The sequence below is a fragment of the Moorena sp. SIO3A2 genome (assembly GCF_010672265.1).
In the GTDB taxonomy this organism is placed as follows: Bacteria; Cyanobacteriota; Cyanobacteriia; order Cyanobacteriales; family Coleofasciculaceae; genus Moorena; species Moorena producens.
Map to the genome: position 1 here is coordinate 148,827 of NZ_JAAHHC010000004.1, position 19,938 is coordinate 168,764.

20 protein-coding genes and 3 pseudogenes are annotated in these 19,938 nt (G+C 43.7%); 15 read left to right on the forward strand and 8 right to left on the reverse strand.

Annotation, left to right across the window (positions count from 1 at the left end):
• Positions 1–478: 478 nt before the first annotated feature.
• The 3 genes from F6K64_RS05910 to frr all read left to right on the forward strand — a co-directional run bounded on the left by F6K64_RS05910 (position 479) and on the right by frr (position 3,064).
• Complete coding sequence (locus F6K64_RS05910; RefSeq protein ID WP_287265065.1) at positions 479–1,027, forward strand: thioredoxin family protein; 549 nt, start codon at positions 479–481, stop codon at positions 1,025–1,027.
• A 773-nt stretch (positions 1,028–1,800) separates the two neighbouring features.
• Entirely contained in the window at positions 1,801–2,529 is a 729-nt protein-coding gene (pyrH, locus tag F6K64_RS05915) for a UMP kinase (protein WP_044492210.1), read from the forward strand.
• Entirely contained in the window at positions 2,516–3,064 is a 549-nt protein-coding gene (frr, locus tag F6K64_RS05920) for a ribosome recycling factor (protein ID WP_008178977.1), read from the forward strand. The genes pyrH and frr overlap by 14 nt, the downstream gene beginning before the upstream one ends.
• 655 nt (positions 3,065–3,719) lie before the next feature.
• On the opposite strand, the pseudogene tnpA reads toward frr, so the two are convergent.
• Positions 3,720–4,173 (reverse strand): annotated as a pseudogene (gene tnpA / locus F6K64_RS05925) (IS200/IS605 family transposase).
• A gap of 52 nt (positions 4,174–4,225) precedes the next feature.
• On the opposite strand from tnpA, the pseudogene F6K64_RS05930 reads away from it, so the two are divergent.
• From F6K64_RS05930 to F6K64_RS05950, 5 genes and pseudogenes are all read left to right on the forward strand, one after another.
• Positions 4,226–4,774 (forward strand): annotated as a pseudogene (locus tag F6K64_RS05930) (RNA-guided endonuclease InsQ/TnpB family protein); the annotation flags it as partial.
• Positions 4,775–5,049: 275 nt separating this feature from the next.
• On the forward strand, positions 5,050–5,868 hold the full coding sequence (locus F6K64_RS05935) for a GPW/gp25 family protein (RefSeq protein ID WP_287265069.1): 819 nt from the start codon (positions 5,050–5,052) through the stop codon (positions 5,866–5,868).
• A gap of 245 nt (positions 5,869–6,113) precedes the next feature.
• Entirely contained in the window at positions 6,114–8,636 is a 2,523-nt protein-coding gene (locus F6K64_RS05940; RefSeq protein ID WP_287265071.1) for a baseplate J/gp47 family protein, read from the forward strand.
• Positions 8,637–8,724: 88 nt separating this feature from the next.
• Positions 8,725–10,680, forward strand: coding sequence for a hypothetical protein (locus tag F6K64_RS05945; RefSeq protein ID WP_287265072.1), 1,956 nt, complete (start codon positions 8,725–8,727; stop codon positions 10,678–10,680).
• 232 nt (positions 10,681–10,912) lie between these two features.
• Complete coding sequence (locus tag F6K64_RS05950; protein ID WP_131827461.1) at positions 10,913–11,185, forward strand: hypothetical protein; 273 nt, start codon at positions 10,913–10,915, stop codon at positions 11,183–11,185.
• An 8-nt stretch (positions 11,186–11,193) separates the two neighbouring features.
• Here the strand turns inward: F6K64_RS05950 and F6K64_RS05955 are convergent, their stop codons facing one another.
• Entirely contained in the window at positions 11,194–11,328 is a 135-nt protein-coding gene (locus F6K64_RS05955) for a hypothetical protein (protein WP_287265073.1), read from the reverse strand.
• A gap of 63 nt (positions 11,329–11,391) precedes the next feature.
• Here F6K64_RS05955 and F6K64_RS05960 point away from each other — a divergent pair, with 63 nt between their 5' ends.
• The 3 genes from F6K64_RS05960 (at position 11,392) to F6K64_RS38740 (ending at position 13,582) form a co-directional block, all read left to right on the forward strand.
• Positions 11,392–11,886: a hypothetical protein gene (locus F6K64_RS05960; protein WP_287265075.1), complete on the forward strand. Its 495-nt coding sequence runs from the start codon at positions 11,392–11,394 to the stop codon at positions 11,884–11,886.
• Between the two features lie 28 nt (positions 11,887–11,914).
• A complete protein-coding gene (locus tag F6K64_RS05965) occupies positions 11,915–13,201 on the forward strand; it encodes a formylglycine-generating enzyme family protein (RefSeq protein WP_287265077.1) in 1,287 nt (428 codons plus the stop codon).
• A 96-nt stretch (positions 13,202–13,297) separates the two neighbouring features.
• Positions 13,298–13,582: a hypothetical protein gene (locus F6K64_RS38740; RefSeq protein ID WP_502708030.1), complete on the forward strand. Its 285-nt coding sequence runs from the start codon at positions 13,298–13,300 to the stop codon at positions 13,580–13,582.
• Between the two features lie 73 nt (positions 13,583–13,655).
• Here the strand turns inward: F6K64_RS38740 and F6K64_RS05970 are convergent, their stop codons facing one another.
• From F6K64_RS05970 to F6K64_RS05990, 4 genes and pseudogenes are all read right to left on the reverse strand, one after another.
• Positions 13,656–14,459, reverse strand: a complete 804-nt coding sequence (locus tag F6K64_RS05970; RefSeq protein ID WP_287265078.1) for an Rpn family recombination-promoting nuclease/putative transposase — start codon at positions 14,457–14,459, stop codon at positions 13,656–13,658.
• Between the two features lie 105 nt (positions 14,460–14,564).
• Positions 14,565–15,428, reverse strand: a complete 864-nt coding sequence (locus tag F6K64_RS05975) for an Rpn family recombination-promoting nuclease/putative transposase (protein WP_287265079.1) — start codon at positions 15,426–15,428, stop codon at positions 14,565–14,567.
• Positions 15,429–15,533: 105 nt separating this feature from the next.
• Positions 15,534–16,444: pseudogene (locus tag F6K64_RS38745) on the reverse strand (Rpn family recombination-promoting nuclease/putative transposase).
• A 24-nt stretch (positions 16,445–16,468) separates the two neighbouring features.
• Complete coding sequence (locus F6K64_RS05990) at positions 16,469–16,648, reverse strand: hypothetical protein (RefSeq protein ID WP_287265081.1); 180 nt, start codon at positions 16,646–16,648, stop codon at positions 16,469–16,471.
• 68 nt (positions 16,649–16,716) lie between these two features.
• On the opposite strand from F6K64_RS05990, the gene F6K64_RS05995 reads away from it, so the two are divergent.
• On the forward strand, positions 16,717–17,553 hold the full coding sequence (locus tag F6K64_RS05995) for a hypothetical protein (RefSeq protein WP_287265083.1): 837 nt from the start codon (positions 16,717–16,719) through the stop codon (positions 17,551–17,553).
• On the opposite strand, the gene F6K64_RS06000 is transcribed toward F6K64_RS05995, so the two are convergent.
• Positions 17,550–17,768 carry a hypothetical protein gene (locus F6K64_RS06000; protein WP_287265085.1) on the reverse strand — a complete coding sequence of 73 codons (219 nt, stop codon included), beginning with the start codon at positions 17,766–17,768 and terminating at the stop codon, positions 17,550–17,552. The two genes, F6K64_RS05995 and F6K64_RS06000, sit on opposite strands and share 4 nt — an antisense overlap.
• An 84-nt stretch (positions 17,769–17,852) precedes the next feature.
• Here F6K64_RS06000 and F6K64_RS06005 point away from each other — a divergent pair, with 84 nt between their 5' ends.
• Positions 17,853–18,053 (forward strand): hypothetical protein, encoded by a 201-nt coding sequence (locus tag F6K64_RS06005; protein WP_071104640.1) that lies wholly within the window; start codon positions 17,853–17,855, stop codon positions 18,051–18,053.
• 104 nt (positions 18,054–18,157) lie between these two features.
• Here the strand turns inward: F6K64_RS06005 and F6K64_RS06010 are convergent, their stop codons facing one another.
• Complete coding sequence (locus F6K64_RS06010; protein ID WP_287263212.1) at positions 18,158–18,283, reverse strand: hypothetical protein; 126 nt, start codon at positions 18,281–18,283, stop codon at positions 18,158–18,160.
• 365 nt (positions 18,284–18,648) lie between these two features.
• On the opposite strand from F6K64_RS06010, the gene nblR reads away from it, so the two are divergent.
• Entirely contained in the window at positions 18,649–19,344 is a 696-nt protein-coding gene (nblR, locus tag F6K64_RS06015) for a response regulator transcription factor NblR (RefSeq protein WP_083305212.1), read from the forward strand.
• 10 nt (positions 19,345–19,354) lie between these two features.
• Entirely contained in the window at positions 19,355–19,921 is a 567-nt protein-coding gene (locus F6K64_RS06020) for a DUF192 domain-containing protein (RefSeq protein ID WP_287265087.1), read from the forward strand.
• Positions 19,922–19,938: the final 17 nt, after the last annotated feature.

Sequence of the window (19,938 nt, forward strand, 5' to 3'; positions counted from 1 at the left end):
TCCGGGCATTACTACTTTCAGGTCGGTAAGTTACGGGTCTCTCTCCCGGCTCAGCCTGCGGTTTTTCAGCCTGTACCCTATACTTCAATTATACTATGGCGCTAATGTAGCGACAACCTCTTGATAGAAGTTTTTTTACGGCGACTAAACTCGCTGGTCACTTTCATCCCCGATCTAATCTAAAGATGCCGGGCTTTCAGTGTTTAGTTTTCTAGTAAATAGTCAGCTGCAGGAGTGGTGATTTTACGGATTGCCTATTGAGCCGCGACAACCTATGGTGAAGGTTGGCAAAATGCTCCAGAAGCTCTTTTAGATTCTGAGCAGGTGGAATAGGCTCGATTAAGAATTGGGTCGGGAAATTTACCCTTGATGCTAAATTCGTCTATGAGCTAATTAGCGATCGCATCATCTCCCCTTAACCAAAGCTTGCATTGTAAAGGGGGTTGACCCATGATCCATCACCCATCACCCATCACCCATGACTATAGAAAAAATCATCATCACCATTGGCAGTTATGCTCCGGATTTTGAATTGCCGGGAACTGATGAGCAGGTTCACCATCTCTGCCGTTACTTAGAACGTTTTTCAGGAGTGGGAGTTATTTTCTTAGGCAACAACTGCCCCTATGTCAATTCCTACATCCCAAGACTCAAACACATTCAAGACGAGTTTGAACATCAAGGTTTTACCCTAGTGGGCATTAATGCCAATGATGTTTATCAGTACCCCGCAGAGAGTTTTGAGGAGATGAAGCAGTTCTGCCAAGATCAGCAATTGAATTTTCCTTACCTTTGGGATCCAACTCAAGATGTAGCTCACAGCTTTGGTGCCCAGAAAACCACTGAGGCATTTTTAATTGACCATAAGGGAATTGTATGCTATAATGGGTCAATTGATGATAATCCCCAAGATGGTGACGCAGTACAAGCCCATTACTTACACAGTGCGATCGCGTCTCTTTTAGCAGGGCAAGAGATTTCAACACAATCAACTAAAGTAACTGGTAGTCCTATTCAGTGGCGTTGACACTCCCCGATCTAAAGGCGCGGGGATTCCTAGATCAACGAGCCGCCTTAAACCGCCGTGTTCCTATCTATGACGCCGCCAAAAATAGGACAATACTTAACCAAAAACCCGTCAAAACCAAGTTCCTAGTCAATTCACGACAGACCCAGAGGGCGATTCTCCTTAAGCGTTTAGCTACTTAATAGGAAGTGCCTTAAAAAGTCCGTTTCTCTTCCTTTTCACTTGGTTCCGGTGTGCCGGAAACGAAACCTTATCAGAGGGTCGCCTTAATCACAAAGGTTAAAACTTTTTACTCATAGCCGACTAACTATAAAGGCGACCCTCTGATTACGGTAACTTCTAACCCCACCGTACCGTTTTCTCGTGCATAGTGATTTTTCTGGGTTCACACACCAACTGTTAATTGATGATTGGGTTTTTAAGGAGGAGATTCCCTACCCTCCGAGCATTACTACTTTATGGTCAATCAATTGCGGGTCTCTACCCCGGTTGAGCCAACGGTTTTGCCGCCTGTACTCTATAATTTATTATACATTGGTTTTGACGATGATTCCGGAATCTTCTAGGAAATCTTTTCACGGCTAAAAGCGCGCTGTTCACTTTGATACCCGCTTTAAAGAGACGGGGTTTCCAGCGGTTAGACCTCTAATAATCCTTAAGCTGGGATTAAAAATCAGCGATCAGCGATCAGCGATCAGCTATGACCCATGACGAATGGCAAATTTGACTGTTATCTTGATGTGGATAACAATTTCATAACAAAGAGTCGTGGCATGGGGATAAAATACCGAAGGGTTTTACTAAAATTGAGCGGTGAAGCCTTGATGGGCAATTTGGGCTACGGCATCTCACCGGAAGTGGTTCAGGAAATCGCAGCTGAAGTCGCTGCCGTTTTGAATGAAGGTGTTCAAATGGCAATCGTTGTTGGTGGTGGCAATATCTTTCGCGGACTTAAAGCTGCAGCAGGGGGGATGGATCGGGCAACTGCTGACTATATCGGTATGATTGCCACAGTGATGAATGCCTTGACTTTGCAAGATGCTCTAGAACGAAACGATATCCCGACACGGGTGCAAACTGCAATCGAAATGCAGGAAGTGGCAGAACCGTATATCAGGCGTCGTGCCATTCGCCACCTGGAAAAGGGACGAGTGGTTATTTTTGGTGCAGGTAGTGGTAATCCCTTTTTTACCACTGACACCACCGCTGCTTTACGAGCGGCAGAAATCGATGCTGAGGTAATATTTAAGGCAACTAAAGTCGATGGTATTTATGATTGTGATCCTAAGCTGAATCCTAAGGCCCGACGGTATCAGAGCCTGACCTACAGCCATGTCCTAAGTCAGGATTTGCGGGTGATGGATAGTACTGCGATCGCATTATGTAAAGAGAATGACCTCCCAATTATGGTATTTGATCTAAGGGTGCGGGGTAATATTCACCGCGCTGTTATGGGAGAAACTGTTGGAACAATTGTGGGAGGTTCCTGTGAAATTAGCTGATGTCGAAACCAGTATGCAGAAAGCTGTTGAGGCAACTCAACGAGCGTTCAATACCATTAGGACTGGTCGTGCCAGTACTAGTCTATTGGATCGGGTGATGGTTGAGTACTATGGTACCCCAACCCCCCTGAAATCTTTGGCTAATATCAACACGCCAGACGCTAGTACAATCACCATCCAACCTTACGACAAAAGTATGCTGAGCCAGATCGAGAAAGCAATTACTCTTTCGGATCTGGATTTGCCTCCAAACAACAATGGTGAAGTTGTGCGGTTAAATATTCCTCCACTCACTAGTGAGCGCCGTAAAGAATTTGTCAAAATGGCAAGTAAGTTTGCGGAGGAAGGTCGAGTCTCGATTCGCAATATCCGTCGTGATGCCGTTGACTCTGTCCGAAAACAGGACAAAAATAAGGAAATCTCTGAGGATGAGTCACGGGATTTGCAGGACGAGATTCAGAAGTTGACGAATAAATACACAAAAAAAGTTGATGAAGTGTTCGCGGCTAAAGAAAAAGACATCATGACTGTGTAATGCTACTATGTAATGCTACTGTGTAATGCTATTCTTGGTGGGGGGTGAGTTCATTTTGGCAACTCTTCCCTCTATCGGCATTCACAGTTGTGTGTAATTGTTGTACTTGTGTACTTACTAGTTATTTAACACTTATCTGACAATGAACCGCTCATCCCACGACTAGCCAGGTCTAGGATGAGCGGAAATTTTTAATCTACTTGAATAAAATGACCCGCTGATCCCACGACTAGCCAGGTCTAGGATGAGCGGATTTTTTCTATCTACCTGAACACTTTGTTAATTTTCTCATATTTTTTCTTATTGAACAAAAAAACAAAATTCAGGAATAAAACGAATCAATCCTATATTTTTCAAGGGGTTCAAGCAATATTGACTAAATCCTTCATCCTAATTGATGTATGAATTTTTCGTATATAAATGTAAAAAACAATAGGTTTATGTTAAGATATGTTGCAGTTGAGAGTTGCTATTGTTAGTGTAGGCGTTGCTCATCAAGCTCCTTTTTTAGCTTCTGACAAAATTCATCCCACGTCTCAAAGCGTAGCGTGAGCGTGGTCAGAAGTTACCGCAAGAATAGTGGAGCCTTTATAGTTGGCAGTCTGTGAGTTAAGGGTTAAATCTTTTTGTAGTAAGGCTCCACTATTCTAAGGTTTCATCTCCGGGATGAATTTTGTGCAGGGTCTTTGTTGCTCATCTCAGGAGTGTCTTGGTTTTCAATGTACTTTTTAAGAGTAGAAATAGTAACGCCACCACAACTAGCAATAAAGTAAGAACTATTCCACTTGTGCAGGTTTTTTGTAGTAGATTCTGGCTAGTTGTTCACTAAATTCTACTCTTATTTTTCGGCTTGAGACACTCTTCAATGAGTTAACCAGTTTACTCAGGTGAATGTCAGGGTGATACTGGAACAGCAGGTGAACATGGTCTTTTTCCCCATCAAGGCTAACAAGCGATCATTCTTGTTGTTCAAGTAAGTTTTCAAAAATTTCATGTAAACGGCTAATCATCTCACCAGTAAAGACTTGGCGACGATACTTGGTCGTCTTGACGAGATGAGCTTTAAGGTCACAGACAGACCGACCCTTAGATAAAAAGTCATTATTCATAAAAATCCTGCTGTTGTCTACTATAATCAGTGTAGCTTAAAAGTTAACACCAATGAAATACACGTATCAATATCGACTATATCCAGAGACTCAACAAACACTCACACTGAACGAGTGGCTGCGAGTTGTTGGTCGATATTGGTATAACCGGATGTTGGGTGAGCGTTTTGATTGGTGGGATAAAAATAGATGTCCGGTCAATGCCTGTCCATTAATCTTTTACCTTCCGGAGCTTAAAGATCAGCCCAATTTCTACAGCCAGAAAAAGCAACTTCCAGTTATCAAGAAAGACTTGGTTAAGATTGGATGGTCTGGAGAGTTGATAGACTTTACTGAGGTGTATTCAACTGTTTTGCAAGATGTCTGTACAAGAGTAAAAAACGCTTTTAACAGGTTTATAGCAGGGGACAAAAATGGTAAACGCAGTGGCAAGCCTCGATTTAAGAATGTTGCCAGATATCGGACGTTAAACTTTCCAAATGCTGATAATTCTTGGTTAAAGTTCTGTACTGTTAACGGAAAATGGTTGTTTGTTCAAGTTCCTAAAATTGGTTTGATTAAGCTGAGAAGACACAGACCGTTACCTGATAGTGCAAACTTAAATGGTGGAATGGGCATCTTGGTGGAATGGGCATCTTGGTGGAATGGGCATCTTGGTGGAATGGGCATCTTGGTGGAATGGGCATCTTGGTGGAATGGGCATCTTGGTGGAATGGGCATCTTGCCCGTTTCAATTCCCGGCAGGCAGGATGCCCACCCCACTCATATTCATTCCGCCCCTCAGCAATGCCCCTACATGGATGTAGACTTGGAATGCAGTTAAAAAAATACCAATTAAAGTAGGGTGGGCAAAGTTATCTTATCTAGAAGACTCATGTGAACCAAAATGTTTTTGCCCACCCTACAAGCTACAAGCTTGTTTTTCAAATCAGTTTAGTGCGATCGCAAAATTCCCCATCAGCCATCAGCCATCAGCGATCAGCGATCAGCGATCAGCGATCAGCGATCAGCCATCAGCCATCAGCGATCAGCGATCAGCCATCAGCGATCAGCCATCAGCGATCAGCCATCAGCGATCAGCCATCAGCGATCAGCCATCAGCCATTACCTATTACCTATTACCTATTACCTATTACCCATTACCCATTACCCATTACCCATTACCCATTACCTATCACCTATTACCCATCACCCATTACCCATTCCCCATTCCCCATTCCCCATTCCCGATTCCCGATTCCCGATTCCCCATTCCCCATTCCCCATCACCTAATGGAAAAAGATTTATTATTCACTCGCCGCCACACTGGACAATTTATTTCTGAGCGACAATTAGTAGACCTTAAAAGTGTCAATCGTGACTTGGCAACAGCGACAGGTTTAGATAATTTGGCTCAGGCAATTCTCAATCGCCTTTACACCCGTAAAGGGGAGCTTGCCGCTTTGGGACATCCTAATTATGGGTCACGGCTCCACCTGTTAGTGGGTCAACAAAATAATAATCGTCTTCGCTCCCTTGCTAATTTGTATATCCGTGAGTGTCTAGCTCAAGAACCTCGGATAGAAGAAATCAAGGCCATAGATTTTGAGCCTCCCTCTCGTCAGCAACGTTATACACTCGTAGCAACTGTAGTCCTTAAAGCTGTAGGCCAGGAAACACCCTTGACCCTGAGCTTTTCCCTACCTGGAGGGTAATGGGTAATAGGTAATAGGTAATAGGTAATAGGTAATGGGTAATAGGTAATGGGTAATGGGTAATAGGTAATAGGTAATAGGTAATAGGTAATAGGTAATAGGTAATGGGTAATGGGTAATGGGTAATGGGTGATGGGTAATGGGTAATGGGTAATGGGTAATAATGGGTGATGGGTAATGGGTAATGAGTTCATTAGCTAGAAATTACACGCAAAATTTAACTTCACTAGCTGGAGCTTAATGAGATGGTTTTTGAGAAAAAAGGCTTTGCTCAACTGTTCGAGGCCATGCAGAGTCGCACTCCTGACACCCTAACGGATTTTCAAGAAGGCAGTGTGGTGCGCACTCTATACGAGTCCTTTGCTTGGGAACTCGCCCTCCTCTACGAGCAGATGCAACGGGTATATCTGTCTGGCTTTGTGGATACTGCCGAAGGCATTGACCTTGACAAAGTAGTTGCTATTTTAGGCATTAAGCGGGGAGAACCGGATTATGCTACCGGAAAAGTTACCTTTACGCGAGATATCGGCATTGATGAAGATATTTTTATTCCCAAAGGTACACTAGTTACCACGGAAGATACCCAGGAGTCTCCCAAAAAAGCCTACGAAACCATTGAAGAAGGCAAGATTTCCAAAGACCAAACCACTGCCCAGGTGAGAGTCCAGGCTCTACGACGGGGTAAAACAGAGGAAACTGAAGCTGAAACTATTGTGGTGATGCCTCAGCCGGTAGTAGGTGTCAAGTCAGTTAATAATCAAGAAACCCTCCGATTTACCGGTAAACTACAGGAGAGTGACGAACAACTGCGCCAAAGAGCCAAGCAAACCCTGCTGGCGACCAGTGGTGGTAATACTACGTCCATCCGGAATGCTCTGTTGAGTTTACCTGGGGTGCGGGAAGTGCAAGTTAGAGAAAACTTCCACGTTGCTAAGGGCAAGGTTAAGGTTACTAAGAGTGGCTCCCTTAGTGAAGACCTTAAGGTTCCCAAAGGGACAACGATAAAACTCGAAATCTTAGGCACACAAACTAAAGACTATCACACCACTCAAGAGGTAATCCTCTCAGCAGGTGAAAATCAAGAGGTGGAAGTAGAGGTAGAGGCTGGGATTTCTGGAGCAGCTGGGGAAGCTCAGGCTAGTGCAACTTGGCAAGATTTAGAGGTTGATAGCGTAACTCTTACGGTTAGCAATGAGCAGGCTATTGCACGGCAAGACTTTGGAATCATTGAAATATTTGTTGATGGCATTGATTTTAGAGATCTTGAGAAAGTTAGTCAGCTCAAACAAGAAATTGACCGAGTTAAGGCAGCGGGAATCTACCCATTACTTAAAGCGGCGACAGCAGTGAACGTTGATGGGGTATTCCAAATTGAACTCCAACCGGGACTGAAACTGTCTCCAGAGGAACGGCTACAGTTGGAAGAAAAGGTGCAGCAGACAATTATCTCCCATCTCAAAGACCAGAAAATGGGTCAACCCTTGCTCATCTCTCAACTCACGAGTAAGATACTAGGCTGCAACGGTGTCAATGATTTAGTTGATTTTACCCTCACCACCAGTATCCGTAATTCAAAAGGCATTGAACTGGCTCGCCAGCACTATCAATCCTCCGAAACGCCAGTGAAACGGCTAGAGGTGGATATATTAGAAAAGTTCACCCCCCACTCGGTTCGCGTTGCCTCAGAAATCAAACCCCTTCCTGTAGCCTTACAAATTAAGGCTAAAGCACTAGATGATTCCAAACAACAGGCAATTGAACAAGCCCTACAACACTATTTTGCTGACTTCAAACCATCCCAGGCAGTGGTTAGGAGTGAGATTAAGGCAAGAATTGAAACAATCACCACCATCGAAGCAATCAAGTTAATTCCCTCCTTCTGGCAACCAGGGATTCCCTTTGATGGCGAAACCGTTAATGTCACGTTTGTGGAGCAGGCTCAGCTCAGTTCGGTATTTCTCTATGAGAGATTACTCACCATTACCGGAGCCTTGAAGCTGATTTTACCGGTTACAGTTACCCAACAAGAGAAGCAGCAAATTTACCAACAGGTTCGGGAGCAGGTTAGTGCTTATCTTGAGCAACTCCAACCAGAAGAAAATATTCAACTTGAGCAGCTGGTTAAGCAAGCAAAAACCGTAGAATCAGTGCTAGATATTAATTGGAAACTGGAGGATTTTCGGTTTCTGAATGGTGAAGATAATGAGGATAGAATTGACCCAGATAAGTCCCAAATTCAGGTCAAAAAATTTGAAAAAACTCAGTTAGATAGTCAGTTTGTCATTGATAGTGATATCCAGGTTGTTGATGTTGCGATCGCTACTTTGAATTTAAGGCTAACTCCGGCGGTTGCAGTTCCCGAAACTGTTGACCCAGCACAACTTAAGAGCGTTATGGAAGCAGCAGTTCGGAGTATTTTGACTCCCTCTCTGTTGCAGCAGTTACCCAAACTAGCAGTGGGAGAAAATCTGGATTATGACCAATTGCAAACTCTCTTGCTGCTACAGATCAGGACTAAGGCAGGCAATTTTGACCAGGAAACCCTTCAGAGTTTCATCAGCAATGGCCAAGTTTCAGAAGCTATTCAGGAGAAGTTAATGGAAGCACTCCGGAGCTTTCTCCGAGATTCTAACTACAGGATTGATCAGCTAGAACTCACAGCTAAGGGTAGCTCCTATCACGACAATATTCCGATTGCGATTGTAGAACGGGCTGAGATTCAGTTACAAGAGTCGTCTAGTTTGTCAATTGTGATTGAAGATAAGTAATGTAGCAATTTTCTATCCCATGAGGTGGGGATCCCCCTAAATCCCCCTTAGCAAGGGGGACTTTGAGTAGCGTAATAGGTAATAGGTAATGGAAAAACGCGGCAAAACCACCAGCATCACCAGTCGGTTTCCTCATTTCTATGACGGAGCCAATGTTGAGAGTTTGCTCTACCAATTTATTGATGTCTTTGGCTTTTTGCTGGAGCAAGGGGAAACCGACTTGCTCGCTGTGATGCGTTCCCATCATGTGGATACCGCTGACAATAAAGGGTCTCAAGGCTTTATTGCTGCCCAAAAGGGAGATTTAGATCAACTTTTTGCTCTCTACCTAGAAGCGTTAGGAGGCACCTCTCAACTGGTACAGGTAAGTCACCAGTTTAGTCCAGGGAGTATTAAAAATGTCAGTAACTTGGCCAAGAAACTTGATCAAGGCAGGGATGAACTGTCTCAGTATTTGCGATCGCAACTTGATCACGATACCAAGAGCCTTCTGGAGCGCTATCAGGTTGCCCAGGCTCAATTTAACCTAGAGTCTTTCAGGGATCTGCCCGGTCTAGCCATTCAGCTGTTGGTTGCTACCGTTGCTACCGATCAACTCAGTCATTATCTCAAAATTCACTTGCCCCCAGAAACTCTGGAACTGCTCAATCACTATGACGGTTTCCCCCCGCTGCCTGAACCCCTACAGCAGGGACTGGTGCAAACACTCAACCAACAGCTGGTTAATCCCTCCCTCTACCGGAAAAATAAGCCATACTTCCAAACCCTGACTCTTAGCAAAGCCGCTCAGCAATTGCTGGCACAACAGCCCATCGGGGAAGACCGACAACGTCTCAATCGCTTGTTGTTAGAAGCCGCCTATCCAGACTATATCAGCCCTAGCCATATTCCCACTCTGGCGGAGGTAGAGCAGGGGTTAATAAAGGGCTTGAATCACTCTCTACAAGACCCCTTACTCTACCAAAAAACTTACCAACACCCTGATCAACCCCAATCCCAAACCCTTCCGGCAGGAACTGATCTGATTATCCAAAATCGGCAATTGCTAGAAGCAGCCTATCCCAATGAGATTGCCAAGAGTTATGCTCCTTACCGAGAGCGACTAAAAGGCTTGATTCACATCCTCCGTCAAGGAGCTGCTACCAAGCCAGGGATTATTGATTTGGTTGCTGCCAACTTGGGAATTTTAGAAGATTCTCCCGCCGCTCAAGCCGCCAAGAAAACCATTCAAATTCAAGAGTTCATGCCTCGGCTGACTCAGTTACATCCTCCTAATCAGCCAGAACATCGCTACTTGCTGACACTTCGGGAAGAATTTGAGGTCTATAACCCCAACCCGCAGCCAGAGGAAATCGAAATTTTCCTGGCAGTTCAGCCAAGTCTGCCTGTGGTATTATACAATTTGCGAATTGTTAACTGCGATACTGAAGAATCGGTTACTTACCAAGGAGAAGCGAGGGCATCCGATGTATTGTCCTTTCGAGAGAATACCGTTGACGTTAACGGTAAACCTTATGCAACAGAAGGAACGCCCCTACTACCAACCGACACCTCTCGCTGGCGGCTGGAAGCAGAGTTAGCTGAGGGGTATCCCCTGGCACAATTTGACCAACAGCGCTTTGATCAAGCCACCTTTGGCTTCAGTCAACCCGTCGCCTCTCTGGAAATGAGATTCTACAAACTCACCCCAGGGGTGTTTGAGGTAAAAATCCCTTGGGATATTCCCGGCTTTACTGATAAGTTTCACGAAGCAGGGGATCATCCTCGCCATCAAATTGCTGGAATTATTGACAACGTTAAAGCTGCTGGTGTTCTCGGGATGATTACCTATCAGAAGCGCTTTCAGGAAACTCACGAGATAGTAGCAGAGTTAACTGTTGAACGTTCTCCGTTTAGGGAAGAACATCTTGCCGAAGATACCTTGACTATTAGTAGCGTTCAGGTTCCCTATCCAGAGGGAGTAGTCCACGAAATGTCGGATAATCTGCTTACTTGTGGAGTATTTGACTATACTGGCTTTGATAGCGGGAATCGTTTTGCTTGAGAGGGAGTAGGGAGTAGGGAGTAGGGAATGTAGAATTAAGAATTAAGAATTAAGAATGTAGAATGTAGAATGTAGAATGTAGAATTAAGAATGTAGAATTAAGAATTAAGAATGTAGAATTAAGAATGGTTAATCTAACTTCTAACTTCTAACTTCTAACTTCTAACTTCTAACTTCCCGATTCCCAATTCTAAATCCTAAATTCCCGATTCGACATTGGTGGTGCGTTACGGTGCGGGCTGTAACAAAACTGGCTCTCGGTGTTGAAGATGAGGGCAAGCCCGCCCCTAACACACCCTACGCACTAACTTCCCGATTCCCGATTCCCGATTCCCGATTCCCGATTCCCGTTCCCCTCCTGGGAGGGGTTAGGGGTGGGTTCCGATTCCCAATTCCCAAGGGTGCATCTCCTAAAAGCTGTTTGACACGGTGGTGCGTTACGGGGCGGGCTATCCAAAGCCTGGCTACGAGGCGGAAAATGAGGCCCCCCCTGAAGCACCACTAGCAACTTTTTTACAAATATGAGATGCACCCATTCCCAATTCCCCATTCCCAATTCCCCATTCCCCATTCTTCATTCTTCCTTCTAAATTCCCCATTCCCCATTCCCCATTCCCCATTCCCCATTCCCCATTCCCCATTCCCCATTCCCCATTCTTCCTTCTAAATTCTAAATTCTAAATTCTAAATTCTAAATTCTAAATTCTTAATATGAAAATTGCCGAAAGCCTCGACATGAAAGGTAGGTTAACTATCCAAAAGTATAATTCTCAAGCTCAGCTGGTGGATGAAGTTAAAGCTGATAACTCGATTGTTTATACAGGGCGGGAATTAGTGGCTAAGTTATTTACTAATCAAAAAATTGATCCGATCCGCTACATCGCACTAGGTACTAGCAGCACCCCGGTTGCTCCAGCTCAGGATACCAAATTGGGAAATGAAGTGTTTCGGAAAGAACTTAAAACCTTTGACATCGGTAAAGATTTAATAGAGACTGGGGACGGTGAAAGTAAAAAGTGTAAAATTATGTTGTCTGTAGACCTAGATTTTGGGGAACCTGGCGATCAGGAAGTTGGGTTAACTGAAGCGGGTTTGTTTAATAGCGAAGACAAAGAAACCGCAATTATGTATAATCGAGTGATATTTCCAGTAATTACCAAGAGCAATAATTTTAAGTTAACGCTTGTGTGGGAAATTTTATTTTAGTGATAACTCTAATAAAACTTAGAAAACAATGACCAACGGTTTTGAACCAAAAGACAAAAATCCTGGAGATTTAATCCTTTCGGCAGATTGGAATGCCGCCATGGATGAAATTGACCGTTTGGGTAAGACTCTTCAAGACATAAAACAAAAAGCAACAAGCTTCCACGGACCTCTAACCATTGAAGAAGCCCTCAAAGTTAAGGGCAACCTAGGAATTGGGACAGAGACTCCCACCGCTAAACTGGAAGTGAAGGGAGACCTGAAACTACAATTAGGAGAAGCGGTTAATGAATTTTCCAGCGATATTACCTTGGCAGACAACTCGAATCAAGCTGTCCCCACAGAACTGGCAGTGAAAACCTATGTAGACAACCAAGTGCAAGGGTTACAAGAGTCGTTGACAACCAAAAAGTTGCAAGTCACTGAGAGTCTGAAACTGGGGAACGAGGTAGAAGTAGTGCAATTTAGTGAAACCATCAGCCCATCTAGAGACTCCTCCCTGGTAGTAGTCCCCACGGAGCAAGCCATCATCACCTACATCAAAAGCACCTTAATAGAGTTGCATATAATTAAAGACATCTTTGATTTAGGTGAAGGGGGTCTCTTAGAAATGCTACCCATCCCAGCAGGTAGCTTCTTGATGGGTTCGCCCGACAATGAGTCTGGTAGGGAGGTTGACGAAGGACCCCAGCATCAGGTAAATGTACCAGCGTTCTGGATGGGAAAATTTCCAGTAACTCAGCAGCAGTGGCAAGACGTTGCTGGTTACCAGCAAGTTGACACCAGCCTTAACTCCACGCCATCTCACTTTGAAGGCGATAATAAACTACCCGTTGAGCAGGTATCATGGCATGATTGTCGAGAATTTTGTGCGCGACTCAATGTAAAATTTAAGAGTCAACTCCAAAATCGAAAATTCCGTTTGCCCAGTGAGGCGGAATGGGAATATGCCTGTCGAGCAGCTACGACAACTAGATATTACTATGGCGACGATGAGTCACAACTGGGACAGTATGCTTGGTACTTTGGTAATTCTGATAGCCAAACTCATCCAGTAGGACAAAAAATCCCGAATAACTGGAAATTGTATGATATGATGGGTAATGTATGGGAATGGTGTGAAGATACCTGGCATGTCAACTATGATGATGCCCCAATAGACGGTAGTGCCTGGACTGATAATAATAATGATAATCGGCTGCTGCGCGGTGGCTCTTGGTCCTACGCTTCGAGGTCCGGCCGCTGTGCCAATCGCAACGACTCCTCGCCGGACCTCAGGTCCGACTACTTCGGTTTCCGGGTAGTTTGTTCCTAGGCGTGGACTCTTCTTTGTCCTTTCGCCCTTTTGCCCTCTACCCTTTTATTTATTTTATCTTACCCTTTTCCGCCTGCGGCGGATTTTTTTATGGAAATGAGTGATTTACCAATTATCCAAAGAACCTACGACCTGATCAAGTGGTATGTTCCCATTTTAAACCGGTTGCCAAGAGACCATAAGTTTATCCTAGGAGATAGAATCATTTCAGGACTCTATGATTTACTCGACAATCTAATAATAGCACGGTATGCCCAGGAAAAACTGACAATTTTAAAAAATCTTAAAGTAATGGGGAATCGGGAATCGGGAATCGGGAATCGGGAATCGGGAATCGGGAATCGATATCTTGTAGGGTGGGCAAATGGACATGATTGCTGAGGAAATTGCCAAACTCTGATTATTTGCCCACCTAGCCTAGGGAATGGTATTTTTCTATGGGATGCTTGTTGTATCAGGGATCCGTTGACTGCTGGAGCACCTTTGTAACTTGTTCAACCTCTAATTCTAAAGCTTGGGCAACTTGTTCTACGGTTAACCCCAAAGCTAACAACCGAGGTATAGACTTTAATTTGCCTTGAATTTCACCTTCAAGCCTACCTTCGGCTAAAGCCTCCTGATAAACTTTGGTTTGCCGTAAATCACTTAAGCTAAACATCCCTTCTATCTCCCTACGACTGAGTAGTGGTAACTTATACACCAGTATGGTCTCTATTAATTGTAGAAGTTCTCGCTTTTGTCTTTCATTGTCTATCTCCTCAGTGGTTCGTTGAATCAAGTCTTGAGCAAGTGCGATGGCAGAATCTTCCTCGGTTACAATTAGCTGTACTGTAGCTATACCCACCGATGGTGCAGGGGTCTCGGCTAATTCATCGAGATAAATCCGAGATACCCTTGGAGAATCGAGTAATTCAAGATATTGTTGAGTTGCTCCTTTATCCACATTGCGGCTCGGGTAAATCACCACACCACGCCAATCATTGCTGATTTCGTTTTTGTTTAAGTAAAGAAAAATTTCGCTAAAGAAGCGGGAGTAAAATTGAGAGTCTCTCTGAAATTGGACTTCTACAAAATAAATCGGTGATTGGGCTGTGGTATTTGTCGGCAGGAATACTCCATCAATTCTAAAAGCTAGTTGTTTAACTTCCACAGAGGCGAATTGATCAGCTTGTGCTTCTGTAGGGGAATGGTTAATTAATTCAAATAAGATGCTGGGAAACGATTGAAACAGGCGATAGAATATGGTATCGGTTTTCACATTAAGGTCATTACTTAACTATACCTATAGTAATGGTAATGGGTAATGGGTCACCCGCGTAAACCCACCTAGTTCCCATTACCTAACTATGGGATGGTTTTTATTTCAACTATCAGAAGACTGCTGGATCACCTTTGTAACTTGTTCAACCTCTAATTCTAAAGCTTGGGCAACTTGTTCTACGGTTAACCCCAAAGCTAACAACCGAGGTATGGACTCTAATTTGCCTTGAATTATACCTTCAAGTCTCCCTGCTTGTATACCTTCAAGTCTCCCTGCTTGTATACCTTCAAGCCTACCTGCTTGTATGCCTTCTGCTAAAGCCTCCTGATAAACTTTGGTTTGCCGTAAATCACTTAAGCTAAACATCGCTTCGATCTCCGTGCGACTGAGTTTAGGTAACTTATACACCAGTATGGTCTCTATTAATTGTAGAAGTTCTCGCTTTTGTCTTTCATTGTCTATCTCCTCAGTGGTTCGTTGAATCAAGTCTTGAGCAAGTGAGATCGCAGAATCTTCCTCGGTGACAATTAGCTGTACTGTAGCTATACCTACTGATGGTGCAGGGGTCTCGGCTAATTCATCGAGATAAATCCGAGATACCCTTGGAGAATCCAGTAATTCAAGATATTGTTGAGTTGCTCCTTTATCCACATTGCGGCTCGGGTAAATCACCACACCACGCCAATCATTGCTGATTTGGTTTTTGTTTAAGTACAGAAAAATTTCGCTAAAGAAGCGGGAGTAAAATTGATAGTCCCTCTGAAATTGGACTTCTACAAAATAAATCGGTGATTGGGCTGTAGTGGTGGTGGGCAGAAAAACTCCATCAATTCTAAAAGCTAGTTGTTTAACTTCCACAGAGGCGAATTGATCAGCTTGTGCTTCTGTAGGGGAATGGTTAATTAATTCAAAGAAGATGCTGGGAAACGATTGAAACAGGCGATAGAAGATGGTATCGGTTTTCACATTTATGTCATTACTTAACTATAGCTATAGTAATGGTAATGGGTAATGGGTCACCCGCGTAAACCCACCTAGTTCCCATTACCTAACTATGGGATGGTTTTTATTTCAACTATCAGAAGACTGCTGGAGCACCTTTGTAACTTGTTCAACCTCTAATTCTAAAGCTTGGGCAACTTGTTCTACGGTTAACCCCAAAGCTAACAACCGAGGTATGGACTCTAATTTGCCTTGAATTATACCTTCAAGTCTCCCTGCTTGTATACCTTCAAGTCTCCCTGCTTGTATACCTTCAAGCCTACCTGCTTGTATGCCTTCTGCTAAAGCCTCCTGATAAACTTTGGTTTGCCGTAAATCACTTAAGCTAAACATCGCTTCTATCTCCCTACGACTGAGTTTAGGTAACTTATACACCAGTATGGTCTCTATTAATTGTAGAAGTTCTCGCTTTTGTCTTTCATTGTCTATTTCCTCAGTGGTTCGTTGAATCAAGTCTTGAGCAAGTGAGATCGCAGAATCTTGCTCGGTTACAATTAGCTGTACTGTAGCGATACCCACCGATGGTGCAGAGGTCTCGGCTAATTCATCGAGATAAATCCGAGATACCCTTGGGGAATCGAGTAATTCAAGATATTGTTGAGTTGCTACTTTATCCACATTGCGGCTCGGGCGTGTTTTCAAAGTTTTCCACAAGATTATGATCCCCCCCAGCCCCCCTTAAAAAAGGGGGGAGCCATACTCAAAGTCCCCCTTTTTTAAGGGGGATTTAGGGGGATCTCCGAGTTGAAAAACACGCCCTAGGGTAAATCACCACAAAATTGGACTTCTACAAAATAAATCGGTGATTGGGCTGTGGTAGTTGTCGGCAGGAATACTCCATCAATTCTAAAAGCTAGTTGTTTAACTTCCACAGAGGCGAATTGATCAGCTTGTGCTTCTGTAGGGGAATGGTTAATTAATTCAAAGAAGATGCTGGGAAACGATTGGAACAGGCGATAGAATATGGTGTCGGTTTTCACATTAATGTCATTATTTAACTATACCTATAGTAATGGTAATGGGGAATAGGGAATAGGGAATAGGGAATGGGTAATGGGTAATGGGTAATGGGTAATAGGTAATAGGGAATCGGGAATCGGTAATTGGTAATTGGTAATGGGTAATGGGGAATGGGGAATCGGGAATCGGGAATCGGGAATCGGGAATTTAGTTAAACCAGACACAAGCAGGGAACCCGCCCGTATATGGATGTATACTTGGAATGGAGTTAATTATTATACCCTAGAGGCGGTTGTTAGTCAAATCAGACAGAATCAGACCTCAAAAACTATTACCTATTACCCACTACCTATTACCCACTACCTATTACCCATTACCCATAACCTATAACCCATTACCTATTACCTATTACTTACCCATTACCTATTACCCATTCCCCACTACCTATTACCCATTACCCATTACTCATTACCCATTACCTATTACCTATTACCCATTCCCTATTACCTATTACCTATTACCCATAATCTATTACCTAAAAAAAATGATTCAAAACTTACTATCCCAAATCAGCCAGCAGCTTCAGAAAGAACTAACTGACGACATCTCCCAAGGTCAAATAGAGATTGTTGCTCAACCCATTACCGAATCACCAACAAAACTACCACACATCAGCATCTATCCTGGTAAATGGGAAATTGCCTCAACATTTAGAGCAACCCATCCACAAAAGTTACATCCGGAGCAACAAAAGCCCACAATAATTACTACATCCAGGGAATTTAAACAAGAGTTTTTTATCGATATCTGTGACCCTGACCTAATCAACCTAGAAAAATTGGCTTCCCTGACGACAGGGGTAATTTTAACTAACTACAAAGAAATCATCGAAACTTATAATTTATCAACGGCTAACAATTATCAAGCCCAACAAACAGCTACAACTCACACTATTAGCCAAATTACTATCCTTGAAGGTAGCTATGATTATCTTAATAATACCCCTAAACTTAAACTAAAATGGCAAGTTATTGGTCAAGTCAACTTTAGCAAAACTATCACAGAATTTGTGGCTCCGATTGAGGAAATTGAAATTAATCAAAGTGTAAGCAGTCAGCGGTCAGCTTAAAACAAGGTAATCGGGAATCGGGAATCGGGAATCGGGAATCGGGAATCGGGAATCGGGAATCGGGAATCGGGAATCGGGAATCGGTGGCACAGGCTTCGACGTATTAGCTGATAGCTGATAGCTGATAGCTGTTCGCGTAGCGTGCGCGTAGCGCTTAAGCTGATAGCTGATAGCTGACGCGATCGCTTTTTTTTATTCTCTCTAAAACTTCCCAAAAAAAAGTTTAAAAAACCTTGACAAATAAAATTATAATCATTACAATTATCATATACAACCACAATGATTCCAAGTTTCGACTTATGTCAAAAAACTTCAAGCAAAATCTCAAAAAACAACCTGTTGAGCACACTCTAAAAGGTCCTCGTCAAGCCGTAATCCATAGTATGCAAAGGTTTTATTCCCTTGGCTATGGGGAGATTGCCGACTGGAGCCCTTTGGAACCTACTGAAACTCCTGGAGAAGTGATGACAACCATGATGAAGTATTGGCTGTTGCCATAACACTTTAAATTTATGGGGGGGAAACCCCCCCCTGGCCAAGGCTGCGGTCTGGTCGCAATAGGATCACATCAGGTTCGGTTTGGGAACTCAGTGACATAAGTCATTTAAATAGCCGTGGATAATATTTCTACGGCTATTTTTTTTGTTTTGAGATATATGGAAAAAGGGAATCGGGAATCGGGAATCGGGAATCGGGAATCGGGAATCGGGGAACAGAGGGTGCATCTCATAGTTGTAAATAGGCTTTTTTTCCTCTTGCCTTCCCCTCCTGGGAGGGGTTAGGGGTGGGTTCCTCTTGCCTCTTGCCTGTTTTCTGTTCCCTGTTCCCTAAAACCCAGGACTCTTTACCTCACCCAATTGCAAACCGCTGATAGCTGTTCGCGTAGCGTGCGCGTAGCGCATAAGCTGATAGCTGATAGCTGATAGCTGATAGCTTACCCATTACCTATTACCCATTACCCATTACCCATTACCCATTACCCATTACCTATTACCCATTACTCACTCAACACTCAGCAGTATTTAATTAGAGCATGCTAAAACAGGGTTGGTATTCACCATAGTTATATCCAGCTTGTGCTGACAAGCATTATCTATGCCAAATCTGACCCTGGAAAGGAATCCCTGTGTCTTAGTTGTAGAAAACGATCAAATATTGGCGGAACGGCTGAGTCAGGACTTGAAAGAAGCAGGTTATCATACAGTCATTGCCCTTGATGCCTCCGTTGCTTGCCATCAAGCCAGTGAACTCCAGCCAGCAATGGTGGTTGTGGATAGAGCACTTTCAGGAGAATCAGGGCTGAGATTATGCGATCAGCTCAGACGTGAAGGCTCTCGCGTACCTGTAATCATGCTGATGGCCCATGACCGAGTAGAGGATCGAGTGGCTTGTATAGAAGCAGGAGCTGATGATTATTTTCTGAAACCCTATCGTAGCGAGCCATTTGTGAAAATGGTGCGCCTTTATCTAGAGCCAAAAACAGGAGGCTCTGAGCAGCTCAGGTTTGGAGAACTAACCTTAGACCTAAGCCAGCGTAGAGCAATGCGCAACGGACGGGTGATTGATTTGACCATGAAAGAGTTTGAACTGCTCAAGTATTTGATCAGCCATCCCAGAGAAGTATTAACTCGCGAACAAATTTTGGAAAATGTTTGGGGTTATGACTTTATGGGAGAGTCCAATGTGATTGAAGTCTATATTCGCTATTTACGTATCAAGATTGAAGATGAAGGTGAAAGGCGATTAATCCAGACGGTGCGTGGTGTTGGTTATGTGTTGCGGGAGGCTTAGGGTTGTGGGTATGAAGTTTCAAATCACTCTATGTGCAATAGCACTAAGTATTTTACTGATGGGCTGTTCAGCAGGGTCAGTTCCAGAAGACACTATAAATAGTACCTCTGTGAAATCTGGTCAACCACCAGCAACAGCCCCATCAGTTTCACAATCACCAAGCAAATTAGGTCAAATGTTACCAATTTCTGCTGAGGCTGACATCGCAGGTGAGCGGATTGGGCTGGAAGTGGCACAGACCCCTGAGCAACAGGCAATGGGTTTGATGTATCGCCTATCTCTAGCACCGGATCGGGGGATGTTATTTGGCTTCGACCCACCACGGCGTGTCAGCTTTTGGATGAAGAATGTTAAAATCTATCTGGATATGGTGTTTCTAAGAAATGGGGAAGTAAAAGCGATCGCAAAATCTGTCCCCCCCTGCCAAACCGATAAATGTCCTACCTATGGTCCAGGAAAGGAAATTATTGACCAAGTGATTGAACTCCGTGGCGGACGTGCGGCTGAACTGGGTCTGAAAGTAGGTGACCAGGTAACTGTCAAGTTTCTGGATGGGAGTAGTACCGCACCTAACTAATATAGCGCTACGCGCAA

Excerpts from the sequence above, each read along its gene's own strand:
- pyrH (WP_044492210.1), top strand. The coding sequence starts at position 1,801 with ATGGGGATAAAATACCGAAGGGTTTTACTAAAATTGAGCGGTGAAGCC.
- F6K64_RS06010 (WP_287263212.1), bottom strand. The coding sequence starts at position 18,283 with ATGAGATGCACCCTCTGTTCCCCGATTCCCGATTCCCGATTCCCGATT.
- F6K64_RS05910 (WP_287265065.1), top strand. The coding sequence starts at position 479 with ATGACTATAGAAAAAATCATCATCACCATTGGCAGTTATGCTCCGGAT.
- F6K64_RS05945 (WP_287265072.1), top strand. The coding sequence starts at position 8,725 with ATGGAAAAACGCGGCAAAACCACCAGCATCACCAGTCGGTTTCCTCAT.
- F6K64_RS06020 (WP_287265087.1), top strand. The coding sequence starts at position 19,355 with ATGAAGTTTCAAATCACTCTATGTGCAATAGCACTAAGTATTTTACTG.
- F6K64_RS38740 (WP_502708030.1), top strand. The coding sequence starts at position 13,298 with ATGAGTGATTTACCAATTATCCAAAGAACCTACGACCTGATCAAGTGG.
- F6K64_RS06005 (WP_071104640.1), top strand. The coding sequence starts at position 17,853 with ATGTCAAAAAACTTCAAGCAAAATCTCAAAAAACAACCTGTTGAGCAC.
- nblR (WP_083305212.1), top strand. The coding sequence starts at position 18,649 with ATGCCAAATCTGACCCTGGAAAGGAATCCCTGTGTCTTAGTTGTAGAA.
- F6K64_RS05940 (WP_287265071.1), top strand. The coding sequence starts at position 6,114 with ATGGTTTTTGAGAAAAAAGGCTTTGCTCAACTGTTCGAGGCCATGCAG.
- F6K64_RS05955 (WP_287265073.1), bottom strand. The coding sequence starts at position 11,328 with ATGGGGAATGGGGAATGGGGAATGGGGAATGGGGAATGGGGAATGGGG.
- F6K64_RS05965 (WP_287265077.1), top strand. The coding sequence starts at position 11,915 with ATGACCAACGGTTTTGAACCAAAAGACAAAAATCCTGGAGATTTAATC.
- F6K64_RS05960 (WP_287265075.1), top strand. The coding sequence starts at position 11,392 with ATGAAAATTGCCGAAAGCCTCGACATGAAAGGTAGGTTAACTATCCAA.